The organism is Aquabacterium sp., from assembly GCF_049274795.1.
Lineage (GTDB): Bacteria > Pseudomonadota > Gammaproteobacteria > Burkholderiales > Burkholderiaceae_C > Aquabacterium.
The window spans coordinates 165771-184134 of sequence record NZ_JBASTH010000120.1 but is presented as its reverse complement, the minus strand read 5'-3'; the positions used below and the strand labels follow the sequence as shown (position 1 = coordinate 184134).

The window sequence follows — 18364 nt, the reverse complement described above, 5'->3', positions numbered from 1 at the left end:
AAGCCGTGTTTGCAAGGGCGTGCGCAAAGCAGCGCGCAGGTCAAGTCTGGTGGAGGAAACGTGTCGGGTTTCGCTAGGCGGGGATGGTTGCGGGTAAACCTGTAGAGTATAACCTATCCTGGGCGCCCATCCCCGTTTCGGGTGCCCAAGAGTCCACTCCAACCAGAAGGAAGTCCCATGAAAGGCGACCCCAAAGTCATCGAGCACTTGAATGCTCAACTCAAAAACGAACTGACGGCCACGAACCAGTACTTCCTGCACTACCGCATGCTGAAGCACTGGGGTTTCGACAAGCTGGCCAAGAAGGAGTACGAAGAGTCCATCGGCGAGATGAAGCACGCCGACAAGCTCATGGCCCGCATCTTCATGCTCGACGGCCTGCCCAACCTGCAAGACCTGGGCAAGCTGCTGATCGGTGAAGACGTGCCCGAGCTGCTGTCGTGTGACCTCAAGCTGGAATCCGGCGCCCAGGGCACCATCAAGGACGGCATTGCCTACTGCGAATCCGTGCGTGACTACGTTTCGCGCGATCTGCTGCAGGCCATCCTGGATGACACCGAAGAGCACATCGATTTCCTGGAGACCCAACTGGACCTGATCGACCAGGTGGGCTTGCAGAACTATCTGCAATCGCAGATGGGCGAGCTGGAGTAACACCCAGCCGCAAGCGCGTCACGCCAAATGTGACCGCTTTTGCCCCCTCATGGCGAAGGGGCACTCGAACAGGGTGTTTGCTGCGAATCATTCCCATTTAGAATGTCGCTACGTTCCCTGCTTCAACTTTCACCCATGATCGTTTGCGTCTGCCACAAAGTCTCTGACCGTGACATCAAGCGCCAAGTGCGTGACGGGTGCTCGTCCTTTGAAGCACTGCAGTTCGAAACGGGGGCGGCCACCTGCTGTGGCTGCTGCGAGAGCTGCGCACGTGAAGTGTTCGAGCAGGCGCAGGGGCAAGCCATGATTGAGCGCCCCATCGTGATGATGGGCTCCTTGGCCGCCGCCTGAGGCGTCGCCAGCCAGAACGGCCTCTCTTCTCCCCTTAAAAGGCGCCCCTGCGGCGCCTTTGTCACGCCTGGGCCACCTCTTCCTCACGAATTGGCAGGGCAAACCCGCCCAGTTCGGCCTCAAGTCACCCCCTGTTCTGTCGAAAGCTCTCACAGGGTCTCGCATCGTCGCGGGACGTGTGCCTGACGGGGAATGACATGGCCTCTTTCTTCTTTCTCGATGACCACCCTGCGCGCGCCGCCCGCAAGACGGCGGCGCGCGCAACGTCGACCCCTGTCGCTCGGGAATCCATGATGGCCAGTTCGGCCGCGCCGCAGGAAGTACCGGCGACCGAATGGGCGCCGTCGTCGAGCTTCCGCAAGGAAGTCCGCCCCCCCGCCCTGTTCGCCCGATCGCAACCCCAATGGCGCCGCTGGGTGGCCACGGCCTGGCATTGGTTGTGGGATGACCAGGATCTGGAAGACCACCCCCGCGTGCTGCAGGGGCTGAACCAGGTCAAGACCGAGTTTCTGTCCGTGGTGTGGGATCTTCAGTCCTACACGGCCACCCGCGCGCGTGAATCGATCTCGCAGGCCCGCTCGCTGCGCGAGCTGTGGCACCTGCGTGCGGACGTGTTCCGCGTGATCGCCGTCCACCGCGGCCAGGCCGAAGCCTACCGCCGCATGGAAAGCCTGAACCGCCACTTCCCTGTGCGCGTGACCACGGCCTGCGACCAGCCGGTGCCCAGCAAGGTCTCACAATGGTGAGACCTTGAGGCGGCGCTGATGATTGGTTAGTGAAGACGGACATCGGAGCCTGATCGGCACCCGACACAGTCACATCCCGCGACACTGTTCCCAGATGTGCTGACGCCTGGCCGGGCGAAGCAGCCTCAGACCGTTGCACAATGGCGTCTGTTACGCAGCAGACCCATGAACATCATCATTCTGGACGACTACCAGGACGCTGTGCGCAAGCTCAAATGCGCCAGCAAGCTCGATGGCCTCAATGCCAAGGTCTACACCAACACAGTGAAGGGCACCGGACAGCTCTCCGTGCGGCTTCGCGATGCCGAAGCGCTGGTGCTGATCCGTGAACGCACGCACTTCCCGCGCGGCCTGCTCGAAAAGCTGCCCAAGTTGCGGCTGATCTGCCAGACCGGGCGTGTCGGCAACCACATCGATGTGGAAGCCTGTACACGCCTGGGCATCGCCGTGGCGGAGGGCGTGGGCTCGCCGATCGCCCCGGCCGAGTTGACCTGGGCCCTGGTGATGGCCGCCATGCGCCGGCTGCCGCAGTACATCGGCAACCTCAAGCACGGGGCCTGGCAGCAGGCGGGGCTGAAATCGGCCTCCATGCCGACCAACTTCGGGCTGGGCATGCAGCTCAAGGGCAAGACCCTGGGCATCTGGGGCTACGGCAAGATCGGCCAGGTGGTGGCGGGCTACGGCAAGGCCTTTGGCATGCACGTGACGGTGTGGGGCAGCGAAGCCTCCCGCCAGAAGGCGCAGGCCGATGGCTGCATCCCGGCGCCCAACCGTGAGGCTTTCTTCGAGGCCTGCGACGTGCTGAGCCTGCACCTGCGCCTGACCGACGAGACACGCGGCCTGATCAAGCTCGAAGACCTGAACCGCATGAAGCCCACGGCGCTGCTGGTCAACACCTCCCGTGCCGAGCTGCTGGAAGACAACGCGCTGGTGACAGCGCTCAACCGTGGCCGCCCAGGCATGGCCGCGGTGGATGTGTTCGAGAGCGAACCCATCCTGCAGGGCCACCCCCTGCTTCGCCTGGAGAACGCCGTGTGCACGCCGCACATAGGTTTCGTCGAACATGACAGCTATGAGCAGTATTTCAGCGTGGCCTTCGACAACCTTCTGAACTTCATCGCTGGCACGCCCAGCAACATCGTCAATCCAGAGGCCTTGCGCGTTCAGCATTGAGCGCAGCAGGCCATGGAAGCTGAACGTTCGCTGCCCAGGCAGCACCTGAGGTCGACGCAGTGGGCCCTGCTGCTGGGCAATTTCGTCATCGGTTGCGGGGTGATGGTGGTGGGCGGCACGCTCAACGACCTCACCCGCTCGCTGAACATCAGCGTGACCGAGGGCGGGCACCTGATCGCCATCGCGGCGGTGATGATGGGCGTGGGCGCGCCGGTGCTGGCCACCATCGTGTCCGGCATCGACCGGCGCAAGCTGCTGACGCTGGCCATGCTGTGGTACGCCCTGGGGCACGCGCTGTGCGCCCTGGCCCCCAGCTATGAGTGGCTCTGGCCGGTTCGGGCGCTGACCGTGCTGTCAGCCGCGGTGTTCACGCCGCAGGCCGCCGCCGCCATGGGCTTCATGAGTACGCCAGCCCATCGAGGGCGCGCCATCACCTTCGTGTTCATGGGCTGGTCGGTCGCCTCGGTGGCCGGCATGCCGATGGCCGCCTGGGTGGGCGAACGGCTGGGGTGGCGCGTGGCCATGGGCCTGGTGGCCGTGGGCGGGCTGGTGGCCGCCGCCATGGTTCACCGCAGCATGCCCAAGGGCATCCGCCCGCCAGCGCTGTCGCTGCGGGCCTGGCGCAAGGTGCTGCAATCACCCCTGTTGATGGCGGTGGTGCTGGTCACGGCCTTCCAGAGCGCGGGGCAGTTCACCGTGCTGGCCTATGCGGCGCCATACTTCAAGAACGGCTTTGGCGCCAACCCGGAGCAGATCAGCCTGATGTTTGCCTACTTCGGCGGGCTGGCGCTGGCCGGCAACCTGGTGCTCAACCGGGTGGTGGACAGCTTTGGCGCAGCCCGGGCCGTCACGATTACGTTAAGCCTGATGGCCTTGAGCCTGCTGATCTGGCCGCTGGCCACCACCCTGCCCCTGCTGGCCCTGGTCTTCCTGCCGTGGGCCATCAGCGGTTTTGCCACCAACTCGGGGCAGCAGGCGCGGCTGGGTGGCTTGTCGCCACGGCTGGCGCCGGCGCTGATGGCGCTGAACACCTCAGGCATCTACCTGGGGCATGCCGTGGGCGCCTCAGGCGGCGGTTGGGTGCTGGACCACGCCGGTGGCTACGGCAACCTGCACTGGCTGGGGCTGATGTGGATGTTGGTGGCCTGGGGGCTGAGCCATTGGGCTCAGCGCGAACAGGTCCGGCGGGATGCGCGGGGCGTTGCCCCTGGCTGATTGGCCCTTCAGAACCCGCGCTGGCGCCGCGCCTCGTACAGGCCGACGGCGCTGGCCACGGACACGTTGAGGCTTTCCACGGCGCCCATCATCGGGATGCTGACCAACTCGTCGCAGTGCTTGCGCGTGAGTTGGCGCATGCCGCTGCCCTCGGCGCCCAGCACCAGGGCCGTGGGGCGCTTGAAATCAGCCTGGTACAGGTTGCCAGGTGCGTCATCAGAGGTGCCGACCACCCAGATGTCCCGCTCCTTGAGATCGTTCAAGGTGCGCGCCAGGTTGGTCACCATGAAGTAAGGCACCGTCTCGGCCGCGCCGCTGGCCACCTTGGCCACGGTGGCGTTCACGCCCACAGCGTGGTCCTTGGGAGCGATCACGGCATGCGCACCCGCACCATCGGCCACGCGCAGGCAGGCGCCCAGGTTGTGCGGATCGGTCACGCCATCGAGCACCAGCAGCAGGGGCGGCTCGCTGCCCAGCTCGTCGAGCAAATCATCGATGGAGCGGGCCTGGCTGAGCGCTTCGACCCGGGCGGCCACGCCCTGGTGTCGGTGGGTGCCGCAGAGCTTCTGCAGGCGGTCATCGTCGACCTCGATGGGCTCCAGCCCCGCTTCCTCGGCCTTGGCCAGGAACTGGCGCATGCGCTGGTCACGGCGGGTGGCATCCACGTACAACTCGCGGATGGATTTGGGCGCGACTTTCAGGCGCACGGACACGGCATGGAAGCCGAACAGCAGTTTCAGACTCATGGGGCGGCATCCTACACGGGTGGCGGGGCCTGCAGCGTCAGTCGCCCGTGGGCGAGATGCGGAATTCAAGCACGTCAGCCCGCCCCGGCAAGGTTGTCGATAGCAGCCGCAGATTGTCGGCCTTGACGGTTCTCAGCATCATCCGGTGTTCAAACGCCTGGTCGTCGGCATCGAGTCGATAGGCCGGTTGGCGATGCTGAAGCCATGCTCACGCAGCAAGGCCCGCAGGGCGGGCTCCACCACCACGGCATCGCGCCGGAAGCGGATCACCAGCTGAGCGAAGCGATTGGTGGGCATCAGCATTTCGATGCGGCGCAACAGCCCCAGCACGCCCAGGGTGAGCAAGGTGGCCGTGCCCGCCGCGAAATACAGCCCGATGCCGATCAGCACGCCGATGGCGGCCGTGATCCAGATGGAGGCCGCGGTGGTCAGGCCCCGGACGGACAGCCCTTCCTTGAAGATCACGCCTGCGCCCAGGAAGCCGATGCCGGTCATGATGACCTGGGCCATGCGGGTGGGGTCGATGCGCACGACATCACCGGTGCCGGACGGGAACCACTTGTGCTGATACACGGACACGAGCATCAGCAGGCTGGATGCCATGCACACCAGGGTGTGGGTTCGAAAGCCCGCCGGGCGGCCGTGATAACTGCGGTCCAGCCCGATCAGCCCGCCGGCCAGCACCGCGCCCAGCAAGTGCAGCAGTTGATCGATCAAGAGTTGGTCGATGAACAGGCGATCCATGGGCACAGCTTAGCCCACCGCAGGCAGGCTGTGCAGGGGGAAACGCTTGCTCAGGCCAGGGCGCTCACCATCTCGCTGAGGCGCCCGGCCTCGATGCGGACCAGGCGCTCGCAGCGCTGTGCCAGGCCCATGTCGTGGGTGACCAACACCAGGGCCGTGCCGGCCTCTCGGTTGAGCTCGAACATTAGTTCGATGATGGACTGGCCGGTGGCGTGGTCCAGGCTGCCCGTGGGCTCGTCGGCCATCAGGATGTCGGGCTTCATCACGAAGGCACGCGCCAGGGCCACGCGCTGCTGCTCACCGCCCGAGAGCAGGGCCGGCTTGTGCTCCAGGCGCTTGGACAGGCCCACCCGGGCCAGCATGTCCGACGCCAGCTGGCGTGCCTGGCGTTCGCCCCGGAGCTCCAGCGGCAGCATCACGTTCTCCAGCGCGGTGAGGTGGCCGATGAGCTGGAAATTCTGGAACACGAAGCCGACGTGGCGGGCCCGGTGGGCCGCGCGCTGGTCTTCGTTCATCGAGTACATATCCTGCCCTGACAGCACCACGCTGCCATGCGAGGGGGTGTCCAGCCCGGCCAGCAGGGACAGCAAGGTGCTCTTGCCCGAGCCCGATGCCCCCACCACCGCCAAGGATTGCCCCGAGGCCAGCTCGAAGTTCACCTCCTGCAAAATGGTCAGTGCGCCACTGCTGTCCTGCACGGTCTTGTCCAGGCCTTGAACTTTCAGGATGGTGGCGACCTCTGTCGAGGCATTGTTGTTGCGAACCACGGTCATGCGGATGAACAGTTGGATGAATCTGATGCAGCGCGCCAGGCGCCACACTATGCACTCTAAAGGATGGCGAACATCCTCGGGAGACGCCGCCCTTGTGCAGAGTCCTGCCAGGCGCGAATGGTTCAGTGGCGCAGCGCACTGGGCCGCAGCGCTGGCCTGTGCCCTCGTCCTACCCTCGGCCGGCTGGGCCGCGCCGGCCAAATCCAAGTCCGCCAAGGGCCCGGCCACGATCCTGATCGTGGGTGACAGCCTGTCGGCCGAGTACGGCCTGGTGCGGGGCAGCGGCTGGGTCGCCCTGCTGGAAAAGCGTCTGGCTGCTGGCTCTGGCACGCCGGCCAAGGTGGTCAACGCCAGCATCAGTGGCGACACCACCTCGGGTGGCGCCGCGCGCCTGCCCGCCCTGCTCAAGACGCATCAACCCACCCATGTGGTGATCGAACTGGGGGGCAACGATGCCCTGCGCGGCCTGCCGCTCAAGGCCACGCGCGAGACGCTGGACGCGATGGTGCGCTCGTGCCAGGCCATCGGGGCGAAGGTGGTGCTGGTGGGCATGATGATGCCGCCCAACTTCGGACGCCGCTATGCCGAGGATTTCGCCGCCATCTTCCCGGCTGTGGCCTCGGCGAGGTCGGTGCCCGTGGTGCCCTTCTTCCTGAAGGGCGTGGCGGACCGCCCTGATGCCCGGGACTGGTTCCAGCCCGACGGCATTCACCCGCTGGCCAAGGCCCACCCGGTGATGCTGGACAACGTCTGGCCGGTGCTGGCGCCGCTGCTCTGACCGTTGCACGGCCCCATCGCAGGGGCCTGCTGCGCCTTACTTCTTGGGCTGGATCGCACCCATCAGGGTCTCGGCCTGCTTGGCCATCTGCTCCTGCATCTGCGTGAAGATCTGGCTGGACTGCTCCACGTAGCTGGTCATGAAGCTCTGCATCGGGTTCGGCAGGTTGACCACGGAGTTTTCCGTCAGGCGCGACTGCAGGTCGATGAAGCTCTGGATGTTCTTTTCCAGGTAGTTGCCCATCACACCCTGCATGGTGTGGCCGTAGAAGCGGATGATCTGCGCCAGGGCCTGGGTGGAGAACATCGGCACGCCGCCGGTTTCTTCTTCCAGGATGATCTGCAGCAGGATGCTGCGCGTGAGGTCCTCACCCGTCTTGGCATCGACCACGATGAACTGTTCGACCGCCATCACCATGTCCTTGACGTCGGCCAGCGTGATGTAGCTGCTGGTCTGCGTGTCGTACAGGCGCCGGTTGGGGTACTTCTTGATGGTGCGCAAGCCGGACGGTGGCGTCGCACCTTCACCAGGCGCGGCCTCTGGGGCGCCCTCGGCAGAGGCTGCAGGTCGACGTGTCCGGGGATTCATGCTCATCAGCGACTCCAGAAGATCTGGCCCATTGTAGGCATATCACGCCAGGCCACCAGCCTTTGATGCAGATCGTGCACGCCCGCCCGGCGCAAAGAGGACAAGCGCCCGGACAAGCGGACAACTTGCTTCAGCGATGAAACCAAGTCAGGGTGGGGCCCTCACACCGGGGTCATGTCACCTGGAGAAATGGCGAAATCATGAAATCCCTGCGTCACCCGATCAGCACCCTGGCCAGGGTGGCCGCCTTGTGCCTGGGCGCCTCGGTGGCCCAAGCCCAGTACGTGGGCCCGTCGACCACCACCAACTACAAGAACGTCGCCGAGATCCTGAAGAACCCCGTGGACGACACGGTGGTAGTGCTGAGCGGCCACCTGCTGCGCAAGGTCGGCAAGGAAAAATACATCTTCTCGGACGGCAGCGCCGAGATCCGCGTCGAGGTGGGCGCCAAGTACTTCCCGCCCACGCCAATCAGCGAGAAGACGAAGGTGCAGATCAGGGGCGAGGTGGAGAAGGAATTCATGTCCAGCCCCGAGATCGACGTCAAGGGCCTGGTCATCCTGCCCTGAGTGCATTGAGGGCGCCGGGCGGGCGCCCTGCCCGCTCGTCAGCCCTGAGGGGCGGCGATCTTGCTCAGCGGGTTCATGGCCTGCGGTTGCGCATGGCCGTTGCTGGCGGCCAGGTCGGGTTGGTCGCCGTTCCAGGTTGGATCCGGGATGGAGTCGAACACCTGGCGCAGGCGTTGCCCCCAGCTGCTGCGAATCATGCGGAAGTAGGCGTTGGTCTCGTCGATGTTGATCAGCTTGTCGACCTTGAGCGCATCCGTCTGGTAGACCAGCAGGTCCAGCGGCAGGCCCACCGACAGGTTGGACTTGAGCGTGGAATCCATGGAGATCAGCGCGCATTTGGCGGCCTCTTCTAGCGGCGTGTGCGGCGTGACCACACGGTCGATCACCGGCTTGCCATACTTGGATTCGCCGATCTGGAAGTAGCACACGCCATCGATGCCGGCCTCGACGAAGTTGCCCGCGGCGTAGACGCTGAACAGGCGCATCGGCTCGCCCTTTATCTGGCCGCCGACGATCAGGCTGCAGTTGAAGTCGATGCCGTGCTTCTTGAGGGCTTCGGCGTCACGCGCATAGACCTTGCGCACCGCGCTGCCCACGATGCGGGCCACGTCGAACAGGCTCTTGGCCGTCCAGATGGTGATCGGATCGCCATCCGGCCCCTCGATCACCTCGTTGCCCAGCAGTTGCTTGACGGCCTGGGTGATGGCCAGGTTGCCGGCAGACAGCAGCACCAGGACGCGGTCACCGGCGTTCTCGTAGACCGTCATCTTGCGGAAGGTGCTGATCTGGTCCATGCCGGCGTTCGTGCGCGAATCCGACAGGAAGACGAGGCCCGCATTGAGCCGCATGGCGACACAGTAAGTCATGACGTGATCACCGATTTGAGTTTGTAGAGCGCGTCCAGCGCTTCGCGTGGGGTGAGCTGATCCGGGTCGATGCTGACCAGCAGCGACAGTGTGGCGGATTCCGCCGGACTTGTGGTGTGTGGCTTGCCCGCAGAGCTGCCGGAAACCTGTTCCAGCAGCACGTCCACATCCGGCAAGGCGGCACCCTGGCTGGTGGCTGCGCCCATGTCGGCGAACAGGTCGATTTGGTCGTCGTTGTGGCGTTGCTGGGTTTCGAGCACGTCCAGTGCGGTGCGGGCCTGGCGGATCAGGCTGGGCGGCATGCCGGCCAGGCGCGCCACCTGCACGCCATAGCTGCGGCTGGCGGGGCCGGGCTGCAGCTCATGCAGGAAGACGATGTTGTCGCCCGCCTCGGCCACCTCGACGTGCACGTTAGCGGCGCGGGGGTGCTTTTCGGGCAGCGTGGTCAGCTCGAAATAGTGCGTCGCGAACAGGGTGAAGGCCTTGTTGCGATCGTGCAGGTGGCTGGCGATGGCGCCGGCCAGGGCCAGGCCGTCGAAGGTAGAGGTGCCGCGCCCGATCTCGTCCATCAGCACCAGGGAGTGCTCGGTAGCCGTGTGCACGATGGCTGCGGCTTCCGTCATCTCCAACATGAAGGTGGACTGGGCGTTGGCCAGATCATCAGCGGCGCCGATGCGGGTGTGGATGGCGTCGATCGGGCCCAGGCGGCAGGCGCTGGCCGGCACATAGCTGCCCATGTAGGCCATCAGCGCGATCAGGGCTACCTGGCGCATGAAGGTCGATTTACCGCCCATGTTGGGGCCGGTGACGATCAGCATGCGGCGGTTGGCGTCCAGCCGGCAGTCGTTGGGGATGAAGGCCACGCCGGTGGATTCCAGCAGGCGGGCCTCGACCACGGGGTGGCGGCCCTTGTCGATCTCGATGCAGGGCATGCTGACGAACTCGGGCTGGCACCAGCCCTGGGTGGCGGCGCGCTCGGCCAGGGCCGCCAGAGCGTCCAGGCTGGCCAGGGCGCGGGCCAGCGAGCCCAGCGTGCCCAGGTGGCCTTGCAGTTCGTCCAGCAACTGGTCGTACAAGAACTTCTCGCGGGCCAGGGCGCGATCCTGCGCGGACAGGGCCTTGTCTTCAAAGGCCTTCAGCTCGGGCGTGATGTAGCGCTCGGCGTTCTTGAGCGTCTGGCGGCGCTGGTAGTCCAGCGGCACCTTGTCGACATGGCTCTGCGTGACCTCGATGTAGAAGCCATGCACCTTGTTGAACTGCACGCGCAGGTTGCCGATGCCGGTGCGGGTGCGCTCGCGCACTTCCAGGTCGAGCAGGAAGGCGTCGCAGTTCTGCGAGATGGCGCGCAGCTCGTCCAGATCCGGGTCGAAGCCGGTGGCGATGACGCCGCCATCGCGCAGTAGCACGGCGGGTGTTTCGGCCACGGTGCGCAACAGGCGCTCGGCGATGGCCGGGTCGGGTTGCAGGCTGGCGTGCACATCATCGAGCAGTCGGCTGCCTTCGGGCACGCGCAGGCGCAGTTCGGGCAAGGCCCGAAGGGTGTCGCGCAGGCCGGCCAGCTCACGCGGGCGCACCTGGCGCAGCGCGATGCGGGAGGTGATGCGCTCGGCATCGCTCAACTGGCGCAGGGCTTCGCGCATGCTCTCGTGCCCCTGGTGCAGCGCGGGCGGGTTGAGCAGCAGGTCAATGGCTTCGTGGCGCTCCTGAGCCACGCGCTTGTCACGCGAGGGGTGCGTTATCCAGTGGCGCAGGGCGCGGCTGCCCATGCCGGTGCGGCAGGTGTCCAGCAGGGACAGCAACGTGGGTGCGTCCTCGCCGCGCAGGGTTTGGGTGAGCTCCAGGTTGCGCAGCGTGGCGGGCGGCAGATCGAGCAGGTCGCTGCTGCGCGGCACGCTGAGCGTGGCGACGTGGGCCAGCGCCCTGCCCTGTGTGTGTTCGGCATAGCTCAATAGCGCCGAAGCCGCGCTGTGGGCCAGGGCCAGTGTTTCGGCCTGGTAGGCCTTCAGGCTGGCCACCTTGAGCTGCTCGCACAGCTTGCGTTCGCCCAGGCCGGCATCGAACTGCCAACTGGGCCGCGATGTGAAGGCGGTGCCACGTGGCTGCGACATCAGGGCCAGCAAGGCTGGGGGCACCCGGTCGCGGTCGTAAATGACCTCTGCGGGCTGCAGGCGGGCCAACCAGCCAGCGAGGTCGCGCTGCGTGCATTCGGTGATGCCCAGGGTGCCGCTGGCCATGCCCAGCCAAGCCAGGGCGCAGGGCGTGTTCTCGGGTGATCGGGTCGAGTTGGCTCGCGTGGCCTGCACCACCACGGATACCAGCAGCGAATCGGCCCGCTCGGACAGCAGTTCGGCATCGGTGAGCGTGCCGGGCGTGACGACCCGAACCACCTTGCGCTCGACCGGCCCCTTGGAGGCGCCCACCTCGCCCACCTGCTCGCAGATGGCGACGGATTCGCCCAGCTTGATCAGCTTGCCCAGGTAGGTGTCGAGCGCATGCACGGGCACGCCGGCCATCACCACGGGCTGACCGGCGGACTGGCCGCGCACCGTCAGCGTGATGTCGATCAGGCGGTTGGCCTTGCGCGCATCGTCGAAGAACAGCTCGTAGAAATCGCCCATGCGGTAGAACACCAGGGTATCCGGGTGGTCGGCCTTGATGCGCAGGTACTGCTGCATCATGGGGGTGTGGTTTGAGAAGTCATTCTCCATGGCTGGTTTTTGTCCGTAAGCTGTTGAATTTTCTATATTTTTTTCCACTGCTCAGCTTTCTTGTTTTGCCATGAATCGCATAGAACCACACAGAACCACCACTTTTGCGTAGCAAGAATGTAGCAAAATAGAGACCCTCATCACGCAATTTTGGGTGGGTATATGCGCTTCATCTTCACACGCGACAACCTCAAAAAGCTGGCCCCGTCCGTGCGCCCTGTGGTGGAAAACGGCAGGATGGTCGGCCTAACTGACGTTGACGAGCCCAAGGCTTACATTGTCTCTGACAGTGCGCCCAACACGCCGCCAGGCCTGTGCTTGTATGTGGGGACGAAGCGCAAGACCTTCTACCTCCAAGTCCGCGTGGGTGGAAAGGTCACCAAGGTGGCCTTGGGTGACTATCCCCGGCTGAATGTGAACACCGACGACCCCCTCACAGATGTTCGACAGATTGCGGGGGATGTGCGTTTCTCGATGAAGCGGGGTGAAGACATTCAGGAACTCCGTGCCGAAGAGCGGGGAATTGTGGCCACCACCCTGGGCCACGTCATGGCGAATTACTTGGAGCAGTACAAGAAGGGGAAAGACCCCCGGCCCAATTCCGTGAAAGCCATTGAGGCGGCCATCCGGCGATTGAAACCGTGGCTTGGAAAGTCACTGCGCACGATCGGCGTGAAGTCTGTTCAAGAAATCTGGCAACGCATTGCCAAGGAGCAGGGACATCGCACCGCAGCAGAACAGACCTTGATGTGGTGCCGCGCTGCGTTTAACGTGCACATTGAAGACCAGCAGGCTAACCGAAACCGGGCATCCTTCGATGGCGAGCTGTTGGTCAACCCGTTCAATATTGCTCGCAGACACATGCGCACGCGCGCAGAGTTAGAAGCTGAGTACGAAGACCGGAAAGTCCGCAACCCCCTGGAAAACACTCCCGAGAAGCTCGGAACATGGCTTGATGCGCTCTGGGCAAAACGCCAGAGCAACCGCCATGCAGTGGACTACATGCTTCTGACCTTGTTACTGGGTGCACGCAAGAGTGAGACGGCCAAGCTGGTTTGGCGTGATCAGCTATTGGCGGAGGGCTTGGACGAGACGGAATTCAGCGTGCTATCGCTGCCCGAGGGGGCGGAATGCGGCCAAGTTACTCTCAGGGGAACGAAGTCTGGCATCACCCACAGTGTTCCCCTTGGACGCTTTGCCACCTGGCTAATGAGATTGCGCCAGCAAGAGCAGCCGAACCAGCTCTACGTTTTCCCTTCATCGTCCAAAAACCCAAAAACCGAGTCTGCCTACTACAACAGCCCTCGTGAGTTCGTCGCATCCCTTCGGTCAACGCTGGAAAAAAAGAGCATGCAGGTGGCTTGGAGTGACTACGCCGCAAGCCGGGGTGCGGAGATTGCCGCGTCAGTAGAAGCCCAAGAGGAGTTTGAGCGGAGATACCGACCCCAGTGGGTGTTCACCATGCACGATCTCAGGCGGACCTTTTGCACCGTCGCCGTGAATATCGAGGGCATGCCTTATGCTGTTGTCCAGCAGCTCATGAATCACGGGCAAATGGGCAACGTAACCGCGCGCTACGGTAAGCCCAGTCAGGACACCCTGCGCCGATACATGCAGAAGCTAGAAGACGAAATACTCCGGCATGCCACAGTGCTGCCAAGACTTGATGGGGAGGCAGTCAGTGAGCATTGAGAATTTGGATGCGGGGCAAAACGCTCTGCTTGCCGAGGTCATGGCACTTTCGCCGGAAGTACGGCGGGTCAAGTTGCTATCAGCCGCCAAAGCTGCGCTGATGCTTGATATGTCTGTGAGCACGCTTGAAAAACGGCGCAAGCAGTCGAAGCCGCCGCCACCAGCACCCAACTGGTCTGGCGGTAAAAAAGGCGAAGAGGTCAAGTACCTGGCGAGCACCCTGGTCGAGTACATCGCCGGAGAGCCGATCAGCCAACCCAATCCCTTCCCGTCCATGGAGCACCTGCCGATTGCCAATAACGCAGCTGCCTCACGCAAAAACGGCCTGGGCATCCTCGGTATCAGGCGCCATCTAATGAAGTTCGGCGCCGTGACGGAAGTCGTTGATGACGATGCTGTCTGGCCATTCTTTGTGGAGCAGCAAGGGTTGGTCATTGCACCTTGCTGGGAAAACGTCCAGACCACTGCGGAAATGTTCATGGATGACCGCATTGAAGTGGTTTGGATGGATTGGGTGGCCGCCCTCGCAGGAGTTTGGGTCGATGAAGCCGCGCGAGGCCAATGGTTGACGGTTGCCGAGGAGGAGTCTCCCGGTCTGTGTCAACGCGTGGACGAGTCCAGGCGTGCAAAGCTCCTGGCTCTCTGAGAGGTTGCTTTTCAATCCCCCATCAGGCCGGTGGGTATGTCGTGGTCTACCGGTGCAATGAGTGGCACCCCGTCCAGTGCCATGCGGACCCTGGCAGCCACAAATTCCGGCGGCATCGTCTCGATGAGTTGCTGCAAGTCCGGCAGCAGTGTCTGAGCTTTGGAAATGAGGTTCGGAAACCCGCGATATGCCTCAACTCCCTCTGGGGTCGCAAACGCTTCCAACGCTGTACGCGCTGAAATCAGAGGCTTGTGCAGCAGCAAGTAGTCGTGGCGAACTCGGGGGGAGGGGGCGTTGCTTGACATGTCAGTGGCGTTTGAAAAGTCGTTATGCGCCCATTGTCGACGGGTTCCGATGCCACAGAACCACGGGCATAGCCAACCTGTTTATGTCGTGCTAGGACGCTCGCTGGCGGCATGCATCGTGACACGATTGATTGGTGCGTTCTGCCTGCTAGACTGACCCGCCGATCAGGCGCTTGGGGGAGTGCACTGGGTTTGCGCCTTGCTCGTCCCTGCCAAGGAGTCAGTGCCTGATGTATCCACCGTTCAACGCACTCAGGCGCGCATGCTCAAACTCGAAGAAATCGCTAAGGACGCGCAAATCACCGGGCTGGTCCCTGATGAAGTCGTCAAGGTTGTCAACGTTGAAGAGATAGGCCCCAGCGCCCGCCTTGTGGCCTACCGCAACGCCCAAGGCAAGCTTGATGAGCAGACCATCTTCCGCCACGACGAGCATCGCTTGTCTCTGGCCGTGGCGGGCAAGGCATGGGCTTTCGATGCCGAACCCGCTGCGTTCAAGCTGGCTTTGGAGGCTTATCGCATCAGCCTGGCCCACCTGTTTGACCCCCTGATGGCGGTGCACACCTCCAACGTCGAACCCCTGCCGCACCAGATTTCCGCCGTTTACGAGTCCATGCTCCCCCGCCAGCCGCTGCGCTTTGTGCTGGCCGACGACCCCGGCGCAGGCAAGACCGTGATGGCGGGCCTGCTGATCCGAGAAATGACCCTGCGTGCCGATGCCCGGCGCGTACTCATCGTCTCGCCTGGTTCCCTGACGGAGCAGTGGCAAGACGAACTGCGCGAGAAATTCGGGCTGGACTTCGAGCTGTTCAGCCGTGAGAAGCAGGAGCAGTGTCACAGCCGCAACTACTTTGCCGAGCAAGACCGCCTGATTGCCCGCTTGGACCAACTCTCGCGCAACGAGGAGTACCAGCAGCTGCTGGCGCAGACCGAGTGGGACCTGATCGTGGTGGACGAGGCCCACAAGATGTCGGCCAACTACTTCGGCAACAAGGTCAACGAGACAGGCCGATTCAAGCTGGGTAAGTTCCTGGGCGGCCTTACCCGCCACTACTTGCTGATGACGGCTACACCCCACAACGGCAAGGAAGAAGACTTCCAGCTCTTCATGTCGCTGCTGGATGGTGACCGCTTCTACGGCAAGTTCCGCGAGGGTGCCCACAAGGTGGACATCACCGACATGATGCGCCGCATGGTCAAGGAAGAGCTGCTGCGCTTCGACGGCAAGCCGCTGTTCCCGGAGCGCTGCGCGTACACGGTCAACTACACGCTGTCAGATGCCGAGGTGCTGCTGTACGACCAGGTCACCGACTACGTCCGCAACGAAATGGACCGCGCTGACCGGTTGGATGGCAAGCGCAAGGGCACTGTGGGCTTCGCCCTGACCCAGTTGCAGCGCCGCCTGGCATCCAGCCCGCAGGCCATTTACACATCGCTCTCGCGCCGACGCAAGAAGCTCGAAGCGCGCCTTGATGAGCTGCAACTCAAAGCCCGCGCTGACGTGCTGCGCGAGAACCTGGGTGAATACGTCGTCAAGCGACAGCTGGACTTGCCTGACGACCTTGATGATGCTGCCGATGAACTCAGCGCCGAGGAATACGAAGCCGTGGCCGACCAGGTGGTGGACCAGGCCACTGCCGCCGAGACCATTCCTGAGCTGCAAGCTGAAATCCTGATCCTGCGGGAGCTGGAAAGTGCCGCCGCATCCGTCGTGCAATCGCGCAGCGACCGCAAGTGGGAAGAGTTTTCGCGCCTGCTGCAAGACGAGCCTGAAATGCGCACCGCCGATGGCCGCCGCCGCAAAATCATCGTGTTCACCGAGCACCGCGACACGCTTAACTATCTGCTGCTGCGCATCCGCGACACGCTGGGCAGCGAACAGGCTGTGGTCACCATCCACGGTGGCATCAACCGCGACGACCGGCGCAAGGTGCAAGAGGCGTTCCGCAACGACCCCGACGTGCTTGTGCTGCTGGCGACCGACGCGGCAGGTGAAGGCGTCAACCTGCAAAACGCCAACCTCATGGTCAATTACGACCTACCCTGGAACCCCAACCGCATGGAGCAGCGCTTTGGCCGCATCCACCGCATTGGCCAGCGCGAGGTGTGCCACCTGTGGAACCTAGTGGCGGCCCAGACCCGTGAGGGCGAGGTGTTCAACTGCCTGCTTGAAAAGCTGGCCATCGAGCGCGAGGCCCTGGGCGGGCGGGTGTTCAACGTGCTGGGTGAAGCCTTCGACAACATCTCGCTCAAAGACCTGCTGATCGACGCCATCCGCTATGGCGAGAAGCCCGAAACCCGCGCCCGCATGGAGCAGGTCATCGGCCAGGCGCTGGACACCCAGCACTTGAAAGACCTGATGGCCCGCAACGCCCTGGTCGAAAATCACATGAGCCTGGACGACCTCTATGCCATCCGCGAGGAAATGGACAAGGCCGAGGCCCGCAAGCTCCAACCGCATTTCATCAGCGCATTCTTCCGCGAAGCATTCCGGGTGGTGGGTGGCGAACTGCGCGACCGCGAGGCGGGCCGCTATGAGGTGCGCCACGTTCCTGCTGATGTCATGGAACGTGACCGCGTGATCGGCCACACCCGCACCCCCGTGCTGAAAAAGTACGAGCGCATTTGCTTCGACCGTGAGCACCGCACCATCTACGGCAAACCCACGGCAGAACTGGTGCACCCAGGCCACCCCCTGATGGCCGCTGTGACCGACCTGGTGTTGTCCAGCCACCGTAGCCTGCTCAAACGCGGCGCTATTCTGGTGGACCCGCACGACGACAGCACCGAACCGCGCGTGCTGTTCATGCTGGACCACAGCGTGCGAGAAACAGCAGCGCCCAGCGGCAACACTCCGCGCGACGTGTCCCGCCGCTTGCAGTTTGTGGAAATGACGGCCAACGGCAACGCCACCCCCGCGCCGTTTGCCCGCCATCTTGACCTGGTACCCATCACCACCGCACAGGCCGCCCAGGTGGCCGACGTGTTGCAGGCCGACTGGGTGACCCACCACATCGAAGCCCGTGCACTGGCCTACGCCGTGGAACACCTGGTGCCCGACCACACGCAAGAAGTTGCCAGCCGCCGCGAGCGCCAGGCCGATAAGCAACTGGCAGCCGTGCGCGAGCGCCTGGTCAAAGAAATCCAATACTGGTCAGACCGAGCCATCCGGCTGGACATGGACGTACGCGCAGGCAAGCAACCCCGCCTGCAACCCGAGAACGCCCGCCGCCGCGCCGAGGAGTTGAGCGCGCGCCTCAAACAGCGCACGGCTGAACTCCAAGCCATGCGCAACGTGGCGTCCGGCACCCCCAACGTGATCGGCGGGGCACTGGTAATCCCCGCAGGGCTGTTGGCGGAGCGCAGTGGTGTGCCCAATTTCAGCGTGGACGCAGCAGCCCGTGCCCGCATCGAGCGCATTGCCATGCAAGCCGTGTTTGACGCCGAACACGCGCTGGGCCACCGCACCAAAGACGTATCCGCCGAAAAATGCGGCTGGGACATCACCGCCTACGTCGAGCAGACCGAGGGGCTGGCATTGGAACACCACATTGAAGTCAAAGGCCGCGCCAAGGGGCAGGACACCATCACCGTCACCAGCAACGAGATTCGCCACGGGCTGAACCAGAAAGACAAGTTCGTGTTGGCCGTGGTGGTGGTGGACGGCGACAGCGCCGAATCGGTGAACTACGTCCCCATGCCATTCACCCAGGAGCCAGACTGGGCCGAGGCGAGCAAGAACCTTGACCTTGGGTTGCTGCTGGGCAGAGCTTCGGACCCCAAGGCGTTCCATGGGTGAACAAGTGCGCCACA

17 protein-coding genes are annotated in these 18364 nt (G+C 63.8%); 10 read left to right on the top strand and 7 right to left on the bottom strand.

Annotated features, from left to right (window positions below; genetic code table 11):
- Nucleotides 1–177 precede the first annotated feature (177 nt).
- The 5 genes from bfr (at nt 178) to WAQ08_RS20280 (ending at nt 4139) form a co-directional block, all read left to right on the top strand.
- Nucleotides 178–654: a bacterioferritin gene (gene bfr / locus WAQ08_RS20300; protein ID WP_422194217.1), complete on the top strand. Its 477-nt coding sequence runs from the start codon at nt 178–180 to the stop codon at nt 652–654.
- A gap of 102 nt (nt 655–756) precedes the next feature.
- Nucleotides 757–1005 carry a (2Fe-2S)-binding protein gene (locus WAQ08_RS20295; RefSeq protein ID WP_422194215.1) on the top strand — a complete coding sequence of 83 codons (249 nt, stop codon included), beginning with the start codon at nt 757–759 and terminating at the stop codon, nt 1003–1005.
- Nucleotides 1006–1202: 197 nt separating this feature from the next.
- Nucleotides 1203–1751 (top strand): hypothetical protein, encoded by a 549-nt coding sequence (locus WAQ08_RS20290; RefSeq protein ID WP_422194213.1) that lies wholly within the window; start codon nt 1203–1205, stop codon nt 1749–1751.
- A gap of 165 nt (nt 1752–1916) precedes the next feature.
- Complete coding sequence (locus tag WAQ08_RS20285; RefSeq protein WP_422194211.1) at nt 1917–2924, top strand: D-2-hydroxyacid dehydrogenase family protein; 1008 nt, start codon at nt 1917–1919, stop codon at nt 2922–2924.
- Between the two features lie 12 nt (nt 2925–2936).
- A complete protein-coding gene (locus WAQ08_RS20280; RefSeq protein WP_422194209.1) occupies nt 2937–4139 on the top strand; it encodes an MFS transporter in 1203 nt (400 codons plus the stop codon).
- A gap of 8 nt (nt 4140–4147) precedes the next feature.
- On the opposite strand, the gene rlmB is transcribed toward WAQ08_RS20280, so the two are convergent.
- The 3 genes from rlmB to WAQ08_RS20265 form a co-directional block, all read right to left on the bottom strand.
- Nucleotides 4148–4885 carry a 23S rRNA (guanosine(2251)-2'-O)-methyltransferase RlmB gene (rlmB, locus tag WAQ08_RS20275; RefSeq protein ID WP_422194207.1) on the bottom strand — a complete coding sequence of 246 codons (738 nt, stop codon included), beginning with the start codon at nt 4883–4885 and terminating at the stop codon, nt 4148–4150.
- Nucleotides 4886–5023: 138 nt separating this feature from the next.
- Nucleotides 5024–5629 carry an MgtC/SapB family protein gene (locus tag WAQ08_RS20270; RefSeq protein ID WP_422194205.1) on the bottom strand — a complete coding sequence of 202 codons (606 nt, stop codon included), beginning with the start codon at nt 5627–5629 and terminating at the stop codon, nt 5024–5026.
- 50 nt (nt 5630–5679) lie between these two features.
- On the bottom strand, nt 5680–6402 hold the full coding sequence (locus WAQ08_RS20265; protein ID WP_422194204.1) for an ABC transporter ATP-binding protein: 723 nt from the start codon (nt 6400–6402) through the stop codon (nt 5680–5682).
- Nucleotides 6403–6496: 94 nt separating this feature from the next.
- Here WAQ08_RS20265 and WAQ08_RS20260 point away from each other — a divergent pair, with 94 nt between their 5' ends.
- Nucleotides 6497–7180, top strand: coding sequence for an arylesterase (locus WAQ08_RS20260; protein WP_422194203.1), 684 nt, complete (start codon nt 6497–6499; stop codon nt 7178–7180).
- 36 nt (nt 7181–7216) lie between these two features.
- Here the strand turns inward: WAQ08_RS20260 and phaR are convergent, their stop codons facing one another.
- Nucleotides 7217–7768 (bottom strand): polyhydroxyalkanoate synthesis repressor PhaR, encoded by a 552-nt coding sequence (gene phaR / locus WAQ08_RS20255; protein ID WP_422194310.1) that lies wholly within the window; start codon nt 7766–7768, stop codon nt 7217–7219.
- 200 nt (nt 7769–7968) lie between these two features.
- Between phaR and WAQ08_RS20250 the strand changes: the two genes are divergently transcribed.
- Nucleotides 7969–8337, top strand: a complete 369-nt coding sequence (locus tag WAQ08_RS20250; protein WP_422194201.1) for a NirD/YgiW/YdeI family stress tolerance protein — start codon at nt 7969–7971, stop codon at nt 8335–8337.
- 38 nt (nt 8338–8375) lie between these two features.
- Here WAQ08_RS20250 and WAQ08_RS20245 read toward each other — a convergent pair whose 3' ends face one another.
- Nucleotides 8376–9203, bottom strand: coding sequence for a peptidase (locus WAQ08_RS20245; RefSeq protein ID WP_422194199.1), 828 nt, complete (start codon nt 9201–9203; stop codon nt 8376–8378).
- On the bottom strand, nt 9200–11911 hold the full coding sequence (mutS, locus tag WAQ08_RS20240; RefSeq protein ID WP_422194197.1) for a DNA mismatch repair protein MutS: 2712 nt from the start codon (nt 11909–11911) through the stop codon (nt 9200–9202). Before mutS ends, WAQ08_RS20245 begins: the two co-directional genes overlap by 4 nt.
- 162 nt (nt 11912–12073) lie before the next feature.
- Here mutS and WAQ08_RS20235 point away from each other — a divergent pair, with 162 nt between their 5' ends.
- Nucleotides 12074–13603, top strand: a complete 1530-nt coding sequence (locus WAQ08_RS20235; RefSeq protein ID WP_422194195.1) for an integrase arm-type DNA-binding domain-containing protein — start codon at nt 12074–12076, stop codon at nt 13601–13603.
- A complete protein-coding gene (locus WAQ08_RS20230) occupies nt 13593–14249 on the top strand; it encodes a hypothetical protein (RefSeq protein WP_422194193.1) in 657 nt (218 codons plus the stop codon). Before WAQ08_RS20235 ends, WAQ08_RS20230 begins: the two co-directional genes overlap by 11 nt.
- An 11-nt stretch (nt 14250–14260) precedes the next feature.
- On the opposite strand, the gene WAQ08_RS20225 is transcribed toward WAQ08_RS20230, so the two are convergent.
- A complete protein-coding gene (locus tag WAQ08_RS20225) occupies nt 14261–14554 on the bottom strand; it encodes a hypothetical protein (protein WP_422194192.1) in 294 nt (97 codons plus the stop codon).
- Nucleotides 14555–14816: 262 nt separating this feature from the next.
- Between WAQ08_RS20225 and WAQ08_RS20220 the strand changes: the two genes are divergently transcribed.
- On the top strand, nt 14817–18350 hold the full coding sequence (locus tag WAQ08_RS20220) for a helicase-related protein (protein WP_422194190.1): 3534 nt from the start codon (nt 14817–14819) through the stop codon (nt 18348–18350).
- Nucleotides 18351–18364 lie beyond the last annotated feature (14 nt).

Bases quoted from the DNA above. Each gene is read 5' to 3' on its own strand.
- bfr (WP_422194217.1), top strand. From the start codon at position 178: ATGAAAGGCGACCCCAAAGTCATCGAGCACTTGAATGCTCAACTCAAA.
- WAQ08_RS20295 (WP_422194215.1), top strand. From the start codon at position 757: ATGTCGCTACGTTCCCTGCTTCAACTTTCACCCATGATCGTTTGCGTC.
- WAQ08_RS20290 (WP_422194213.1), top strand. From the start codon at position 1,203: ATGGCCTCTTTCTTCTTTCTCGATGACCACCCTGCGCGCGCCGCCCGC.
- WAQ08_RS20285 (WP_422194211.1), top strand. From the start codon at position 1,917: ATGAACATCATCATTCTGGACGACTACCAGGACGCTGTGCGCAAGCTC.
- WAQ08_RS20280 (WP_422194209.1), top strand. From the start codon at position 2,937: ATGGAAGCTGAACGTTCGCTGCCCAGGCAGCACCTGAGGTCGACGCAG.
- rlmB (WP_422194207.1), bottom strand. From the start codon at position 4,885: ATGAGTCTGAAACTGCTGTTCGGCTTCCATGCCGTGTCCGTGCGCCTG.
- WAQ08_RS20270 (WP_422194205.1), bottom strand. From the start codon at position 5,629: ATGGATCGCCTGTTCATCGACCAACTCTTGATCGATCAACTGCTGCAC.
- WAQ08_RS20265 (WP_422194204.1), bottom strand. From the start codon at position 6,402: ATGACCGTGGTTCGCAACAACAATGCCTCGACAGAGGTCGCCACCATC.
- phaR (WP_422194310.1), bottom strand. From the start codon at position 7,768: ATGAATCCCCGGACACGTCGACCTGCAGCCTCTGCCGAGGGCGCCCCA.
- WAQ08_RS20250 (WP_422194201.1), top strand. From the start codon at position 7,969: ATGAAATCCCTGCGTCACCCGATCAGCACCCTGGCCAGGGTGGCCGCC.
- WAQ08_RS20245 (WP_422194199.1), bottom strand. From the start codon at position 9,203: ATGACTTACTGTGTCGCCATGCGGCTCAATGCGGGCCTCGTCTTCCTG.
- mutS (WP_422194197.1), bottom strand. From the start codon at position 11,911: ATGGAGAATGACTTCTCAAACCACACCCCCATGATGCAGCAGTACCTG.
- WAQ08_RS20235 (WP_422194195.1), top strand. From the start codon at position 12,074: ATGCGCTTCATCTTCACACGCGACAACCTCAAAAAGCTGGCCCCGTCC.
- WAQ08_RS20225 (WP_422194192.1), bottom strand. From the start codon at position 14,554: ATGTCAAGCAACGCCCCCTCCCCCCGAGTTCGCCACGACTACTTGCTG.
- WAQ08_RS20220 (WP_422194190.1), top strand. From the start codon at position 14,817: ATGCTCAAACTCGAAGAAATCGCTAAGGACGCGCAAATCACCGGGCTG.